This window comes from Pseudomonas fragi (assembly GCF_002269505.1).
Taxonomy (GTDB): Bacteria; Pseudomonadota; Gammaproteobacteria; order Pseudomonadales; family Pseudomonadaceae; genus Aquipseudomonas; species Aquipseudomonas fragi_D.
The window spans coordinates 1-16,285 of sequence record NZ_NQKQ01000042.1 but is presented as its reverse complement, the minus strand read 5'-3'; the positions used below and the strand labels follow the sequence as shown (position 1 = coordinate 16,285).

At 58.2% G+C, this 16,285-nt stretch carries 13 protein-coding genes and 1 tRNA gene; 8 read left to right on the top strand and 6 right to left on the bottom strand.

The genetic code is table 11. The annotated features are described in order from the left end of the window. Positions 1-162 precede the first annotated feature (162 nt). From groL to CJU81_RS23030, 4 genes are all read right to left on the bottom strand, one after another. Positions 163-1,803 (bottom strand): chaperonin GroEL, encoded by a 1,641-nt coding sequence (gene groL / locus CJU81_RS23045; protein ID WP_095038382.1) that lies wholly within the window; start codon positions 1,801-1,803, stop codon positions 163-165. A 49-nt stretch (positions 1,804-1,852) separates the two neighbouring features. Next, positions 1,853-2,146 carry a co-chaperone GroES gene (locus CJU81_RS23040; RefSeq protein ID WP_016779794.1) on the bottom strand — a complete coding sequence of 98 codons (294 nt, stop codon included), beginning with the start codon at positions 2,144-2,146 and terminating at the stop codon, positions 1,853-1,855. Between the two features lie 241 nt (positions 2,147-2,387). Then, positions 2,388-2,858, bottom strand: a complete 471-nt coding sequence (locus tag CJU81_RS23035; protein WP_016779793.1) for an FxsA family protein — start codon at positions 2,856-2,858, stop codon at positions 2,388-2,390. A gap of 71 nt (positions 2,859-2,929) precedes the next feature. Continuing rightward, complete coding sequence (locus CJU81_RS23030; protein WP_095038381.1) at positions 2,930-3,655, bottom strand: HugZ family pyridoxamine 5'-phosphate oxidase; 726 nt, start codon at positions 3,653-3,655, stop codon at positions 2,930-2,932. Between the two features lie 53 nt (positions 3,656-3,708). Here CJU81_RS23030 and CJU81_RS23025 point away from each other — a divergent pair, with 53 nt between their 5' ends. Beyond that, positions 3,709-4,467, top strand: coding sequence for an SDR family oxidoreductase (locus CJU81_RS23025; protein ID WP_095038380.1), 759 nt, complete (start codon positions 3,709-3,711; stop codon positions 4,465-4,467). A gap of 132 nt (positions 4,468-4,599) precedes the next feature. Here the strand turns inward: CJU81_RS23025 and CJU81_RS23020 are convergent, their stop codons facing one another. Beyond that, positions 4,600-5,613 carry a DUF481 domain-containing protein gene (locus CJU81_RS23020; protein ID WP_095038379.1) on the bottom strand — a complete coding sequence of 338 codons (1,014 nt, stop codon included), beginning with the start codon at positions 5,611-5,613 and terminating at the stop codon, positions 4,600-4,602. A 112-nt stretch (positions 5,614-5,725) separates the two neighbouring features. Here CJU81_RS23020 and CJU81_RS23015 point away from each other — a divergent pair, with 112 nt between their 5' ends. From CJU81_RS23015 to CJU81_RS23000, 4 genes are all read left to right on the top strand, one after another. Beyond that, a complete protein-coding gene (locus tag CJU81_RS23015; RefSeq protein ID WP_441007428.1) occupies positions 5,726-6,106 on the top strand; it encodes an MGMT family protein in 381 nt (126 codons plus the stop codon). Between the two features lie 42 nt (positions 6,107-6,148). After that, positions 6,149-7,693, top strand: a complete 1,545-nt coding sequence (locus CJU81_RS23010) for an AmpG family muropeptide MFS transporter (RefSeq protein ID WP_095038377.1) — start codon at positions 6,149-6,151, stop codon at positions 7,691-7,693. A gap of 103 nt (positions 7,694-7,796) precedes the next feature. Next, positions 7,797-9,512, top strand: coding sequence for a proline--tRNA ligase (locus CJU81_RS23005; RefSeq protein WP_095038376.1), 1,716 nt, complete (start codon positions 7,797-7,799; stop codon positions 9,510-9,512). Between the two features lie 17 nt (positions 9,513-9,529). Continuing rightward, complete coding sequence (locus CJU81_RS23000; RefSeq protein ID WP_095038375.1) at positions 9,530-10,483, top strand: hypothetical protein; 954 nt, start codon at positions 9,530-9,532, stop codon at positions 10,481-10,483. A gap of 113 nt (positions 10,484-10,596) precedes the next feature. Here CJU81_RS23000 and dinB read toward each other — a convergent pair whose 3' ends face one another. Then, positions 10,597-11,658 carry a DNA polymerase IV gene (gene dinB, locus CJU81_RS22995; RefSeq protein WP_095038374.1) on the bottom strand — a complete coding sequence of 354 codons (1,062 nt, stop codon included), beginning with the start codon at positions 11,656-11,658 and terminating at the stop codon, positions 10,597-10,599. Between the two features lie 288 nt (positions 11,659-11,946). Between dinB and CJU81_RS22990 the strand changes: the two genes are divergently transcribed. The 3 genes from CJU81_RS22990 to CJU81_RS22980 all read left to right on the top strand — a co-directional run bounded on the left by CJU81_RS22990 (position 11,947) and on the right by CJU81_RS22980 (position 16,205). Next, positions 11,947-12,023: transfer RNA gene (locus tag CJU81_RS22990), tRNA-Met, on the top strand. Between the two features lie 259 nt (positions 12,024-12,282). Then, the gene (gene mprF, locus CJU81_RS22985) at positions 12,283-14,925 is read left to right on the top strand and encodes a bifunctional lysylphosphatidylglycerol flippase/synthetase MprF (protein ID WP_095038373.1); all 2,643 of its coding nucleotides are present in this window, start codon (positions 12,283-12,285) and stop codon (positions 14,923-14,925) included. Further along, a complete protein-coding gene (locus CJU81_RS22980; RefSeq protein WP_095038372.1) occupies positions 14,925-16,205 on the top strand; it encodes a virulence factor family protein in 1,281 nt (426 codons plus the stop codon). Before mprF ends, CJU81_RS22980 begins: the two co-directional genes overlap by 1 nt. The last annotated feature ends 80 nt before the right edge of the window (positions 16,206-16,285 follow it).

The following is a 16,285-nucleotide window of genomic DNA, read 5'->3' as shown; positions in this document are numbered from 1 at the left end:
GCTAGTGTGTAGTCACGCTGACTGCGCCTTTTGCCCGTATCCATTGATTCCTCCTGAAAATAGGTCAGAAGGTGTAAGCCTTATTCAGGACGGGACAAGACCCACAAAAAAGCCCCGCCTGATCACTCAGGCGGGGCTTTTGCGTATCGGGGTAAGGCTGGCTTACATCATGCCGCCCATACCACCCATGCCGCCCATGTCTGGCATGCCGCCAGCTGGTTTGTCTTCCTGGATCTCAGCGATCATCGCCTCAGTGGTGATCATCAGGCTGGCAATCGACGAAGCCGCTTGCAGAGCCGAACGAGTCACTTTGGCCGGATCAAGGATACCCATTTCAATCATGTCGCCGTATTCGCCAGTAGCAGCGTTGTAACCGTAGTTACCCGAACCCTGCTTAACTTTGTCGACAACTACGCTTGGCTCGTCACCGGAGTTGGCAACGATCTGGCGCAGAGGTGCTTCAACAGCACGACGCAGCAGAGCAATACCCACGTTCTGATCAGCGTTGTCGCCTTTCAGATCAGCGATTGCCTGCAGAGCGCGAACCAGTGCCACGCCACCGCCAGGTACCACGCCTTCTTCAACGGCTGCACGGGTTGCGTGCAGGGCGTCTTCAACGCGGGCTTTTTTCTCTTTCATTTCTACTTCAGAGCCAGCGCCAACCTTGATCACTGCTACGCCGCCAGACAGCTTGGCCAGACGCTCTTGCAGTTTTTCACGGTCGTAGTCCGAAGTGGTATCAGCCACTTGAGCACGGATCTGAGTCACACGAGCCTGGATGTCAGCTTCAACGCCAGCACCGTCGATAACGGTGGTGTTTTCTTTGGTTACGGTGACGCGCTTGGCATTACCCAGGTGTTCCAGGGTAGCGCTTTCCAGGCTCAGACCGATCTCTTCGGAGATAACGGTACCGCCAGTCAGAACAGCGATGTCCTGCAGCATTGCCTTGCGACGATCACCAAAGCCAGGTGCTTTAACAGCAACGACTTTCACGATACCGCGCATGTTGTTCACAACCAGAGTCGCCAGGGCTTCGCCTTCAACGTCTTCGGATACGATCAGCAGTGGGCGACCGGCTTTGGCAACAGCTTCCAGAACTGGCAGCAGTTCACGGATGTTGGAAATCTTTTTGTCGACCAGAAGAATCAGCGGACCGTCGAGTTCGGCAGTCATGGTTTCTGGTTTGTTGACGAAGTACGGGGACAGGTAGCCACGGTCAAACTGCATGCCTTCAACAACAGACAGTTCGTTTTCCAGGCCCGAGCCTTCTTCAACAGTGATCACGCCTTCTTTACCGACTTTTTCCATGGCTTCGGCAATAATGTCGCCGATGGAGCTGTCGGAGTTGGCAGAGATGGTACCAACCTGAGCGATCGCCTTGCTGTCAGCGCATGGCTTAGCCAGGGATTTCAGCTCTTTGACAATGGCGATGGTCGCTTTGTCGATACCGCGCTTCAGGTCCATCGGGTTCATGCCGGCAGCGACGGCTTTCAGGCCTTCGTTGACGATCGACTGAGCCAGAACGGTTGCAGTGGTAGTACCGTCACCAGCGTCATCGTTGGCACGGGAGGCAACGTCTTTAACCAGCTGCGCGCCCATGTTTTCGAAGCGGTCTTTCAGCTCGATTTCTTTTGCAACGGACACGCCGTCCTTGGTGATAGTCGGAGCGCCGAAGCTCTTCTCGATAATCACGTTACGGCCTTTAGGGCCCAAGGTCGCTTTTACTGCGTCAGCCAGGACGTTTACACCGGCCAGCATTTTTTTACGGGCGGAGTCGCCGAATTTAACTTCTTTAGCAGCCATGTTCGTTCTTCCTTAAATACTTTGTAGTAACGGGAAAAGGAGCGGGAAATCAGCCTTCAATTACAGCGAGAATCTCGTTCTCAGCCATAACCAACAGGTCTTCGCCGTCGACTTTTACAGTGTTGCTGCCGGAGTAAGGACCGAACACAACCTTGTCACCCACTTTCACGGCCAGCGCACGTACTTCACCGTTGTCCAGAACTCGACCGGTACCGACGGCGATAACTTCACCGCTGTTGGCTTTTTCGGCAGCAGAACCCGGCAGAACGATACCGCCAGCGGTTTTCTTTTCTTCTTCGCTGCGACGGATTACGACGCGGTCATGCAGAGGACGAAGCTTCATTGTCGATCTCTCCTAATTGTGGTGTTCATCGGCCGGTGTCAATACCGGCTGGGTTTGCAAGTCCGGAAATGCCGGGTGCGATTCGCGGTTGGAGTTTTGCTGTTACCAGTAAAACCCTGCGGTGTCCGTTACATAAGGGCGCATCCACTTATTACAAGGGCACGCCCAGGAAATTTTTAACCTTGTGTGTTACCGAAAACAAACACGGCACCCCGGGTGCCGTGTTGATCAGGCCAAAGCCTTATTTGTCGCGGTGCTCGAACTCGCCTTCGATCACGTTGGGCTCACGCCCCAAAGGCTGATGTGAGCGCGGTCGGGCTGCTTCAAAGTCTTCGGCAAACGCCCGCTGGCGGATGGCCTGCTCTTCAGCACGCTTGCGCAGGCGGTTGACCAGAAACCGGCGAACCGGCGGAAAAAGCAACAGCAGACCCGCCGCATCGCTGATAAAACCAGGCAGGACCAGCAGGCCACCACCCAGCGCCAGCATCAGGCCTTCAAGCATTTGCTGAGCGGGCAACTCACCGCGATTCAGGCTTTCGCGCGCTTTGAGCGCCGTGGCCAGACCTGCGACGCGAACGACCAGTACACCGAGCATGGAGCCAGCAATGATCAGCAGCAACGCGGGGAAAAATCCTATAGCGGTGCTGACCTTGAAAAAGACGTACAGCTCTAGCACTGGAAACAACAGAAAGAGCAATAGAAAAGCGCGCATCAAATGATTCCTCTCCGGAAGAATATCTTCCAACCAGACTTAGATGACGGCGCGCCTGTGCAAATTCAAGGTCAGGCCGTCTGTTTTTTCGGCCACTCACTGGCACGGGCCAGCAAAACCAGGGCTTCGCGTACCTGTGTCGAAGTGTTGCAAGGCTCTGGAAAGGCCAGCCAGTGCAGGCCTTCGCCAATGCGCAGATGCATACCCTCGCTGTCGATACCCACCAGCGTAGCTGGCGCGGTTTGCGGCAGCCCGGTCAGTTTGACGTAATGCTCAATGGCATTGGCATGGTCGCTGTTCATGTGCTCGACCATGCGCACTTCGACCTGACCGGCAAAGGGGTTGGCCAGTGTGACCTGATCCAGCCAGTGAATGGCTCCAAAGCCGCCGATATAACGGTGACGCACAGGGTTGAGCACCCAGAAGTCGAAATCATGGGCGGTGTCATAGCCCCTGGCCTCAGGGAAATAGCGGTAATAACGCTCGGCCGCCGCTTCAATGGCCGTGGCATCAGTCAGTTGTTCGGCTTCGGCCAGCACAGTCAGGCGGCCGACCGCCTGGACATCTTCTGCGCCACGCTTGCCCACCATCAGGGAACACTTGGGATCCTTGCGCAGGTTGTGGGTGTGCTGGGCAATACGGCTGATCAGGATCAGCGGTCGTCCCTGCTCATCCAGGCAGTAAGGCACCACGGAACCAAAGGGAAAACCCGGCATGGCCTTGGACTGGGTAGCCAGGGCGCCACGGTATTCCTTGAGCAGTAATTCTCGGGCATGCTTGGCAGCTTCAACGCTCAACTTATGACTCCTTAATAAAAAATCCGTCGTTAACGGTAGAGATCAGGGCACACATGCAACTTAAAGACAAAGTAATCATTATCACTGGCGGCTGCCAGGGGCTGGGGCGTGCCATGGCTGAGTATCTGGCGGCCAAGGGTGCCAAACTGGCATTGGTCGACCTCAACCCGGAAAAGCTCGAACTGGCGGTTGCAGCCTGCCAGGCGCACGGCGTCGAGGCTCGCGCCTACCTGTGCAATGTCGCAGACGAAGAACAGGTTACCCAGACCGTTAACCAGATCGCAGAAGATTTTCGCGCGATCAATGGCCTTGTCAACAACGCCGGCATTTTGCGCGACGGCCTGCTGCTCAAGGTCAAGGACGGCGTCATGACCAGGATGAGCCTGGCGCAATGGCAGGCGGTGATTGATGTCAACCTGACCGGGGTGTTCCTGTGCACCCGTGAGGTAGCGGCGAAAATGATCGAGCTCAACAGCCAGGGCGCAATCATCAATATTTCGTCGATCTCCCGGGCGGGCAATGTCGGTCAGACCAACTACTCGGCGGCCAAGGCCGGGGTTGCGGCTGCCACCGTGACCTGGGCCAAGGAGCTGTCGCGCTACGGCATACGGGTAGCCGGCATCGCACCGGGCTTTATCGAAACCGAAATGACCCTGGGCATGAAGCCTGAAGCACTTGAAAAAATGACCGCGGGCATACCGCTAAAACGCATGGGCAAGGTTGAAGAAATCGCCCATTCGGCGGCGTACATTTTTGAAAATGACTACTACACCGGGCGGATTCTGGAGCTGGATGGCGGGTTGCGGATCTAGAGCAAAGCCCTGTAGTCGCTGCCGCAGGCTGCGAAGGGTTGCTCAGCAACCCGTTCACTCAAAGACCACGCGGTCAAATACCCCGCGATCGGCTCTCGCAGCCTGCGGCAGCGACTACAAATCTACGAAGCCTCACCAGACCACCCCAAACCCCACGGTATAGCGGGTTTTGTTAAGGGAATTATCGGAACCGGTCGAGCTGCCAATCAGGTCCTTCTCGGCCTTGAGATTGAGCGATGCCCATTCCGTCACTTTGTAGCGCAAGCCGATTTCGGAATCGAGGCTGTAGTCCGACTCCCCTTCAAGCGACTTGCCCAACTCACCATTGGTAAAGAATGAGACCGTTTTGCCCATCAGGTAACGGTTGTAGTCCCACTTCATGGCCAGCGAGTAGAAGTTGTCTTTCTTGCCATCGGAGTATTCGTAGTCAGTGCGATTGAGCAGTGAGCCCAGCGAGAATGCGCCCAATTCGTCATCCCAGAACTGGTAGCCAGGACCCGTACCGACAGTGCGCTGGCGGGAGATGTCTTCCACCCGGTCGCGGTTATAGGTCAGACGGCCTTGCCAGTACCACTTGTCGCTGATGAAGTAATCCAGTGCGTACTCGGCGGTCCAGTTGTCAGTCGTTACCACATCGTTCTGAAACTCGCGGTTGTACTCACCTTCTGCGTGATGACGCCAGGCGCCGTGGCGAGCTGTGGTCTTGAAGTCCAGATCGTAGTCGTCGGTATCCTTGTCCGCCCGCTTGTAGTCCATCGCCACATCAACATTGCCTTTCCAGACCATGTCTTCAACCAGCGGCTTGGGCTTGATGATTTGCTGGATGCTGGCCAGCGCTACGGTTTTCGGTGCTTCGCCGTTGGCCAGGGTTACGCTGCCGTCTTCGGCTGCCTGCAACGACTTGGCCTTTTCACCGGTCCAGGCATCCTGCTTGACCAGCAACTCCTGATCGCTTTCCAGGGTTTTGACCTGCTTCCAGTCAATTGGCACGGCACCGGCGTAGTCGGTCTGGATCAGCAACTTGCCGCCATCAAACACTTTGATCTTGCCGCTGAGGCGGTCGCCGTTTTTCAACCACACCGTATCGGCAAACACAGGGGTGGCAAGGCACATGGCAACAAGGCATAGCAGGGTTCTGGACAACATAAGCAGATGCGAAACTCAGAAAAGCGGAAGAATGCCGGCATTATCCGAATGGACACGCCCTTGAGGAAGAAAGACCGACTCATTGTGCCGGAGTTCATTCTATAGTTCTTTAATACCCCCCGTTAACCAGAAGTGCCCCTTGAATACACGGCCAGACATCCTTCAAACCCCTGCCGAGATTCGGCGCACGGCGCTGTACTCAACCTTGATGATGGTGCCCGCAGGTCATGTGATCACTTACGGCCAACTCGCCGAAGCGGCGGGTCTGGGGCGCGCAGCACGCTGGGTTGGGCGAACGCTCAGCCAGCTCCCCGAAGATACGCGCCTGCCGTGGCACCGGGTTCTCGCCGCTGGCGGTCGTATCAGTCTGCCAGCAGGCAGCACGTCAGGTGATGAACAGCGAGCGCGTTTACGGGCTGAAGGCTTGAGCATCATGAATAATCGCGTGGATATACGACGCCATGGCTGGCGCCAGATAGAGCACTGCGGTTAGAGTGCGCCCTTTGTTTCCGCAACCAGAGGCAGACTCCAGTCCATGCCCCGTAAAACCTGGCGCGAAGCGCTAGCTGCGTATTCCAGCCCCTCGACCCTCGTGCTGTTGCTGCTCGGTTTTGCCGCCGGTTTGCCGTACATGCTGGTGTTTTCAACACTCTCCGTATGGTTGCGCGAAGCCGGTGTGGCCCGCGAAACCATTGGTTATGCCAGCCTGATCGGGCTGGCCTACGCCTTTAAGTGGGTGTGGTCGCCACTGCTGGACCAATGGCGCCTGCCGCTGCTGGGCAAGCTTGGCCGGCGGCGTTCCTGGCTGGTGCTGTCGCAGTCGCTGGTCATTCTGGGCCTGATCGGCATGGGCTTTTGTGACCCGCAAAAACACCTGTCCTGGCTGATCGCCATCGCGGTTGTGGTGTCCTTCGCCTCGGCGACCCAGGACATTGCCGTCGATGCCTATCGCCTCGAAATCGCCGAAGACAACCGTCAAGCCGCGCTCGCCGCCAGTTACATGTCCGGTTATCGCGTGGCGGCCCTGCTGGCTACGGCGGGCGCGCTATTCTTTGCCGAGGGTTTCGGCTCAACGGGCTTCAACTACAAGCACTCGGCCTGGACCGGCACCTATGTACTGTTCGGCCTGCTGATGGTTCCTGCGCTGCTCACTACTTTTTTCATGCGCGAACCGCCGGTGCCGCTGCGCACCCAGTTGTCCGCAGGTCGCTACAGCTTCGGTCACCAGTTGGCTTCAGTTTTTGTCCTGATCGTGTTGCTGGTATCCGTGCCGGCCATGTTCACCCAGCTCTACAACACCGATTTTGCCGGCGTATTATTTGAAGGCGTGAGCCCGATCACCCTGGTGCTGGAAGACAGGGCCTTTCTGCGCGCCATCCTGTACACCCTGCTCACCGTGTTGTGCCTGTCATCCATCGGACGACGAGGTCTGGCTCCGGTTCTGACCCCGGTCAATGACTTTATCGTGCGCTATCGCTGGCAAGCCCTTTTGCTGCTGGGGCTAATTGCCACCTACCGCATGTCGGACACGGTGATGGGCGTAATGGCCAACGTGTTCTATATCGACCAGGGTTTCACCAAGGATCAGATTGCCGGAGTCAGCAAGATTTTCGGCCTGATCATGACACTCGTCGGTGCCGGCATGGGCGGTTTGTTGATCGTACGCTTCGGCATATTGCCGATCCTGCTGATCGGCGGTGCGGCATCGGCAGGCACCAACCTGCTGTTCATGCTGCTGGCCGATATGGGCCCGAACCTGCAGATGCTGGTTGTCACCATTTCCCTCGACAACTTCAGCTCCGGCCTCGCGACTTCGGCCTTCGTCGCCTATCTGTCGAGCCTGACCAACCTCAAGTTCTCCGCCACCCAGTACGCCCTGCTCAGCTCGATCATGCTGCTGTTGCCGCGCCTGATGGGCGGCTATTCAGGGGTCATGGTCGAGAAGTACGGCTATCACAACTTCTTCATCATCACTGCGCTGATGGGCATCCCGACCTTGATACTGATCAGCCTGCACTGGTACCAGGAAAGCCGCCGGGCCCGGCAAAAGCCGGTTGTCGACCTGGAAAAAGCCCAATAAACGCAAGGGGGAGCACACCTCCCCTGCCCGCCCTGTACGCAGGCAGATCTCGCCCGTACAATGCCGAGTCATTTCTAGTCATCAGCAACGGCACCGGCTAACCATGCGCACCAGTCAATATTTGCTCGCCACACAGAAAGAAACGCCTTCGGATGCGGTCGTAATCAGCCATCAGCTGATGCTGCGCGCCGGCATGATTCGCAAACTTGCTTCGGGCCTGTACACCTGGCTGCCCATGGGTCTGCGAATCATGCGCAAGGCCGAAGCCATTGTTCGCGAAGAAATGAACGCTGCAGGCGCTCTGGAAGTGCTGATGCCGAGCATCCAGCCAGCTGAGTTGTGGCAGGAATCGGGGCGCTGGGAAGAGTACGGCCCTGAGCTGTTGCGTCTGAAAGACCGCCACGGTCGTGAGTTCTGCGTGGGCCCGACCCACGAAGAAGTCATCACTGACCTGTGCCGCAACGAGTTGAACAGCTACAAGCAGCTGCCAATCAACCTGTACCAGATCCAGACCAAATTCCGTGACGAAATCCGCCCGCGCTTCGGTTTGATGCGCGGCCGCGAGTTCATCATGAAGGACGCCTACTCGTTCCACGCCGACAACGCTTCGCTGCAGGTCACCTATGACCGCATGCACCAGGCCTACTGCAACGTGTTCACCCGTCTGGGCCTGAACTTCCGCCCGGTTGAAGCCGACAACGGCTCCATCGGCGGTGCCGGCTCCCACGAGTTCCACGTTCTGGCTGAATCCGGTGAAGACGATATCGTGTTCAGCAATGGTTCCAACTACGCGGCCAATATCGAAAAAGCCGAAGCCGTGCCCGCTGAAACTTCGCGCCCTTCTGCCACCCAGGAACTGCGCCTGGTCGACACGCCGGATGCCAAGACCATCGCGCAACTGGTCGAAGGCTATGACCTGGCAATCGAGAAGACCGTCAAGACCCTGATCGTTCACGCTGCCGAAGCCGGCAAGCTGATCGCCCTGGTGATCCGTGGCGATCACGAACTCAACGAAATCAAGGCTGCCAACCATCCGTTGGTACACAGCCCGCTGGTCATGGCCTCCGACGCGGAACTGCGTGACGCCATCGGCGCCGGCGCTGGCTCCCTGGGCCCGTTGAACCTGCCACTGCCATGCATCATTGATCGCTCGGTCGAGCTGATGAGCGACTTTGGCGTGGGCGCCAATATCGACGACAAGCACTACTTCGGCGTGAACTGGGAACGTGACCTGCCAGTACCGACTGTTGCCGACTTGCGCAATGTCGTTGCCGGCGACCCGAGCCCGGACGGCAAAGGCACCCTGGAAATCAAGCGCGGCATCGAAGTGGGTCACATCTTCCAGCTGGGCACCAAGTACAGCGAAGCCATGAAGTGCCAGGTGCTGGGCGAGAACGGCAAGCCGGTCACCCTGGCAATGGGCTGCTACGGCATTGGTGTTTCCCGCGTGGTGGCTGCAGCCATCGAGCAGAACAACGACGAGCGCGGCATCATCTGGAGCGATGCCCTGGCACCGTTCCAGATTGCCCTGGTACCGCTGCGTTACGAAACCGAAGCCGTACGCGAAGCCACCGACAAACTGTATGCCGAACTGACGGCGGCAGGTTTTGAAGTGCTGCTGGACGACCGCGACAAGAAAACCAGCCCGGGTATCAAGTTCGCTGACATGGAACTGATCGGTATCCCGCACCGGATCGTGGTCAGCGACCGCGGCCTGGCTGAAGGCAATCTGGAGTACAAGAGCCGCACCGAAGCAGAGCCACAAGCCCTGCCCGTTGCTGATGTGCTTGCCTTCCTTCAGGCCCGTATCGCTCGCTGAAACCAGATAGAGACGCCATGTTCACTCGAAACACCTTGACCCTCGGGGGCGCCGCCATGTGCGGCGCCCTGCTGCTGAGCGGCTGTGCCAATCACATGTCGCAACGCAGCGAGCACGAGGAACGCATCGAGCGCAAACTGCTCGCCCACAGCCTGCAGATCGATGTGGGTTCGCCAGCCGTGCTTGAGCTACCGCAACGTCGCGTGCGCATCAATGAACAAAAGACCTTCGAGGTCACCGAGTTCGATGTCACCCGTCATTACGACCGCTATACCCCTTACCAGCCCTGGCGCGAAGTCTATGAGATTCCGCTGGGCGCGGTGGCTATCGTCGCGGGGGTGGGCGCCAATGTGCTGAACGTGTTCATGTTCGGGCAACTGCCGGACAGTGTGACCAAAGACTGGATCAACTACGGTTTTGCAGGGGTAAACCCGGCGATGAACGTGCAGTCCCACGGCCGTGCCGAGCAGAACCTGGCTGGGATTGATGATGTTCAGCGCGACAAGCGCCTGGAATATTCAAGCCTGCCCTGGGCCGAACGCCCGGTGGTGGTCAAGGCCGGCAAACAGACCCACGAGCTGACCACAGACCGCCATGGCGTGCTGCGCCTCAACTTGCTGGACAGCCCGTTTGCCGAGCAGGACCTCAATCACATCGGCAAGCTGACCATCATGGTGGAAGACGCCCAGGACGAAACCCATTCGGACTCGACCCTGTCGATCAGCAGCAACCTTCGCGGCAAGCTGCTTGAGGCGCACAACCTGATCTACGATGACCTGGAGGGTGACGACGTCAACCAATGGGTCCATCGGGTCAAGCGCCTGTCGGAACTGGGACTGGAAGAAGAAGCCAGCGAACTGGAACAAAGCCTGATCGAACTCACGCGCAACGATCCTGAGTTGCAACGTGAATTCCTTCAGTCTCTGACCAAGAACGCCGGGCGACTGGTGGCGGATCCGGGCGTCAGCTGACGCAAGTCCTATTATTGTGGGAGCGAGCCTGCTCGCGAACGACCTTCGCGAGCAGGCTCGCTCCCACAGTTGCAGTTTTTCTTGTAGCCTGTTTTGGGGCTACCGTTATTTACCTACGCCTTGAACAACTCCAACTGTTCAAATCCGCTATTCAAATCGTGCAAACGCACGCCAAGCCCAAGCAATCGCACGGGCCTGGCGCCGCGTGCAAATGCCTGGCTCAACAACCCCTGATAACTCTCAAGATCGCGCCCTGCACCGGACTGCTCCAGCGTAGTCTGGGTAAAGTCGTGGAATTTGACTTTGACGAACGGCTTGCCCGGGCGATAACTGCTGTCGATACGGTCAATACGTCGGTTCAGGGTCTCGAGCAGCTCCGGGAGCTTCTCCAGGCAACTGGCCAGATCAGGCAGGTCCGTATCGTAGGTGTTTTCCACGCTTACTGACTGACGCCGACTGTCACTTTGCACCAGCCGCTCATCAATACCCCGCGCCAACCCCCATAACCGCTCACCAAAACTGCCAAATTCGCGCACCAGCGCCAGTTTGTTCCAGTCCCGAAGCTGCAGGCAGGTCTCGATGCCCAGGCGCCCAAGCTTGTCGGCCGTGACTTTGCCCACGCCATGCAGTTTGTTGACCGGCAAGGCCGAGACAAAATCATCGACCTGGTCCGGGGTAATCACAAACAAACCGTTGGGCTTGCGCCAGTCACTGGCGATTTTGGCCAGAAACTTGTTGGGCGCCACCCCGGCCGAGACGGTGATATGCAACTGATTGGACACGCGCCGGCGGATATCCTGGGCAATGCGCGTGGCACTGCCGGCAAAGTGCGGGCTGTCGGACACGTCCAGGTAAGCCTCATCCAGGGACAGCGGCTCGATCAGTTCGGTGTAATCACGCAGGATACCGTGGATTTCTTTGGACGCTTCTTTATAGGCATCCATCCTGCCGCTGACGATGACCAGGTCAGGACACAGCTTGAGGGCATGCCGGGATGACATTGCCGAACGCACCCCATACGCACGCGCTTCGTAATTGCAGGTGGCGATCACCCCACGCCGATCAGAAGAGCCCCCGACCGCCATCGGCTTGTTTGCCAGGCTCGGGTCATCGCGCATCTCAATAGCGGCATAGAAACAGTCACAGTCGACGTGGATGATTTTGCGCTGCGTCATGTAGGGCGGTGTTCTTCAATGGAGTAGGCAATACACCGCGCAAGTATGTCACTGCGAACTGTATATAGCACCAGTAGTCTTGATTCTCCCCGACAGACGCGGGAAAAACGCCGCTGAATTGTTTTTTTCAATCGAATCTCTAGCCTCAATAGAGCTACACCCCATACAGAACAGGGCCTGCAGGGCTTTTTATAGCTGTATTTTCTAGCTAAGCAATTGACGCATAACGAATTTTTCTAAATTAACGTTTGACAGCCCAGCGTATCGCTGTAGAATCCACCACACAGACGCGGGATGGAGCAGTCTGGTAGCTCGTCGGGCTCATAACCCGAAGGTCGTCGGTTCAAATCCGGCTCCCGCAACCAAACATCGAAAAAGGCTACTCGAAAGAGTGGCCTTTTTTGTGCGTGATCGAAAAGCCTGAGCCAAGCGTTTATTGACATTAAACGTCATATTTCTGAAAGTCCCCTCGTCTATGCTGTCCGCCAGCAATTACCCTTTTTTCTCAGACCAATCCTGAACCTCAGGCAAACGGCTGAACATAATTAGAAATATTTTGACCAAAAGGATTGGTAACTTGAGCCTATGCCTCCATCCTATCGCGCACGATCCACGAGGTGATTGATGCCCGATAACTCGCCAGAACCCATTGAAGCCGTTACAGCAGCCCACCCGATTGCCGCGACCCGTTTGCGCTGGCTGGATTTGCTGAGCAAGTATCGCCAACCCATTGGCCTCGCACTGACGCTGCTGCTGTTTGCAATAGCGTTGATTGCCTGCCGCCATCTGTTAAGCGAGCTTGACCTCTACGCCTTACACGACTCGATCCTGGAAGTCCCCAAGCCCGCCCTCTTCGGTGCGGTGCTTGCTACAGCCGTGGGCTTTGTCATCCTGCTTGGCTATGAGTGGTCAGCCAGCCGCTATGCGGGGGTAAAACTGCCACCCAAAACCTTGGCCCTTGGCGGCTTTACCGCCTTTGCCATTGGCAATGCCATAGGCCTGTCGCTGCTCTCCGGCGGCTCTGTGCGCTATCGCCTTTATGCACGGTACGGCGCAGGCGCTTCTGAAGTCGCCCACATGACGCTGTTTGCCAGCCTGTCGCTGGGCTGCGCCTTGCCGCCACTGGCGGCACTGGCCACGCTAAGCAACTTGCCAGCAGCCTCCGCCGCACTGCACATACCGGCCTGGATATTAGGTTCGATTGCTTTTGCGGTGCTGGCGCTGTTTGCCTTGCTGGCCGTAGGGATCTACCGTCGTCGCCTGCCCGAGCAGCCGATCCCGGACAACCTGCTGGTCAAGGCCGGGCGTCGTACGCTGCGCCTGCCAAGCCCGCGCCTGACCTTGCTGCAACTGGTCATTACCGCACTGGATGTCGCTGCCGCAGCCACGGTGTTGTACCTGCTGCTGCCTGAAGCTCCGCCCTTTGGCGCATTTATGCTGGTTTATCTGCTGGCCCTGGCGGCCGGTGTGCTCAGCCACGTACCCGGCGGCGTCGGGGTGTTTGAAGCCATCTTGCTGGCCGCCTTCGCCGACAAGCTCGGGGCCGCGCCACTGGCGGCCGCCCTGCTGCTGTATCGCATGATCTATGTGATTCTGCCGCTGCTGATTGCCTGCCTGATGCTGCTGCTGAACGAAGCCCAGCGCCTGATCCAGACCCGGCAAAGCCTGCGGGTTGCTTCAGGCCTGGCAGCTCCGGTACTGGCGGTACTCGTATTTATGTCCGGCGTGGTACTGCTGTTCTCCGGTGCCACCCCCGAGATCGACACGCGCCTTGAACATATCGGTTTTCTGATCCCCCATCGCCTGGTCGACGCTTCGCACTTTGGTGCGAGCCTGATCGGGGTGCTTTGCCTGCTGCTGGCCCAGGGCTTGCGCCGCCGCCTGTCAGCCGCCTGGATGCTGACCACGATCCTGCTGCTGGTCGGCGCCGTGCTGTCCCTGCTTAAAGGCTTTGACTGGGAAGAAGCAACCATCCTGGTCCTGACGGCCAGCCTGCTGGGCTTGTTCCGCCGCTCTTTCTACCGCCCGAGCCGCCTGACCGAGCTGCCATTTTCACCGTTGTATCTGGTCGCCAGCATCTGTGTACTGGGTGCCTCGATCTGGCTGCTGCTATTCGCCTATCAGGACGTTCCGTACAGCCATCAACTTTGGTGGCAGTTCACCCTCGACTCGGACGCGCCACGGGGCCTGCGCTCGCTACTGGGTGCGGCCGTGCTGCTGGTGGTCGTGTCCCTGACCTGGCTGCTGCGCACCGCCCGCCCGGTGATCCACCTGCCCGATGCCGCGGAACTGGAAAAGGCCGGCAAGATCATCCTTGCCTCCGACCAGCCCGACGGCGGCCTCGCACTGACCGGCGACAAGGCCTTGCTGTTCCACCCCGACGACAACGCCTTCCTGATGTACGCTCGCCGCGGGCGCAGCCTGGTGGCGCTGTACGACCCGATCGGACCACCCCAGCAACGTGCCGAGTTGATCTGGCAATTTCGCGACCTGTGCGACACGGTCCACGCCCGCCCCGTGTTCTATCAGGTACGCGCCGAGAACCTGCCGTTCTACATGGACATCGGCCTGACCGCGATCAAGCTCGGTGAAGAAGCCCGCGTCGACTTGCACCGCTTCGATCTGGAAGCCAAGGGCAAAGAGATGAAAGACCTGCGCTACACCTGGAACCGTGGTACCCGTGACGGCCTGTCACTGGAAATCCACGAACCGGGTGAAGCGCCGATGGATGAGCTCAAGGTCATCTCCGACGCCTGGCTCACCGGCAAGAACGTGCGCGAAAAAGGCTTCTCCCTGGGACGTTTCAGCGAGGACTACATCAAGCACTTTCGCGTGGCCATTATTCGCTTTGAAGGCAAACCGGTGGCTTTTGCCAACCTGCTTGAGACCCACAGCCACGAACTGTCGAGCCTGGACCTGATGCGTGCCCACCCGGACGCGCCGAAACTGACCATGGAATTCATGATGGTCGGCCTGATTCAGCATTATAAAAAGCATGGATACGCCCGTTTCAGCCTGGGGATGGTACCTCTGTCCGGCCTGCAACCGCGTCGCGGCGCACCCTTGACCCAGCGTTTGGGGTCAATGTTGTTCCAGCGCGGCGAGCACCTGTACAACTTCCAGGGTTTGCGTCGCTTTAAAGACAAATTCCAGCCTGACTGGGAACCTCGTTATATGGCCGTGCCCGCCGGACTTGATCCGCTGGTGGCACTGGCTGACACCGCCGCCCTGATTGCAGGCGGCTTGACTGGATTGGTGAAACGTTAATGAAACATCGTTCCTGGCGGTTTTTGTTGCTTGCCTTGATAGTTCTGGTCGCGCTTGCTGCAGGCGGCTATTGGTGGTGGAATCGCCCCGCGCCGCAGCCAACGGTTGAACACCTGAGCCAAACGGATGGCTCGACCCTGACCAATGTCATTCCCGGCCAGAAAGCCCAGGCCCGGGTGGTTATTGCCACCCCGGCCGAAGAAGCCCTGAACGACAAGCAACTGATAGCCCTGAGCCGTGGCGGCAAGGCGCAAGTCGTCCAGGTGATCCTGCCCAAGGACGATTGCACCCTGCAGCAGCAAGCCCTGCAAACTGCACTGCAACAACTCAAGGGCCCTGCAACCCTGGTCAGCGGTATTGGCCCGGGCGCAACTCTGGCCTGGCGCTGGCTGGCCGAGCAAACCGATGACAAGGCCAAGGCCGTGTCGGTAGGTTTCAAGCTTGAAGAACCCGGCTGCGCCCTGCCCGTTCCGAAAACGGCTGCCCACGGTAACTGGCTGGTGGCCTGGAACGACAACCCTGACGACCCAAGCGCTGCTTTCGTACGCGATCAACCAAATGCTCAGACCAGTATCAGCGACTACGACATTCACTACCCACAAGTCTTGAGCAACGAGCTGCGCAAGATTCTGGTGGGCGATGAGAACGGCGGGCTGAGCATGCCGGTGGTCGAAGTGCCTGCCGGCCAGCAAAACAGCACCGTGACCCTGTTTCTATCCGGTGATGGCGGCTGGCGCGACCTGGACCGCGACGTGGCGGGCGAAATGGCCAAGATCGGCTACCCGGTGGTGGGCATCGACATGCTGCGCTACTACTGGCAGCACAAGACACCAGAGCAAAGCGCCACCGACCTGACCGAACTGATGCAGCACTATCGTCAGAAGTGGGGCACCCAGCGCTTTGTATTGGTCGGTTATTCGTTTGGTGCCGATGTTTTGCCTGCCACCTACAACCGCCTGCCTGAGGCCGAGCAAAAGCGCGTCGACTCAATCATGCTGCTGGCCTTTGCGCGCAGCGGCAGCTTTGAGATCCATGTCGATGGCTGGCTGGGCAAGGCCGGTGCGGAAGCGGATACCGGCGAAGAAATGTCCAAACTGCCTGCCAGCAAGGTGGTGTGCATCTATGGCGCGGAAGAAGTCGATGAAAGCGGCTGCACGGCCAAGACAGCCGTCGGTGAAAGCCTCAAGCTGCCTGGTGGCCATCACTTCGACGAGAACTACCCGGCCCTGGCCCAGCGTCTGGTTGACCTGATCAAGAAACAACAGGTGACTGCAGAGTAAACACGCCCTCACTGTAGAGACCGGTAGATCCTTTACACATCTGACCGGGTACATCGTTTACACATTTACAGGCTTGAGAC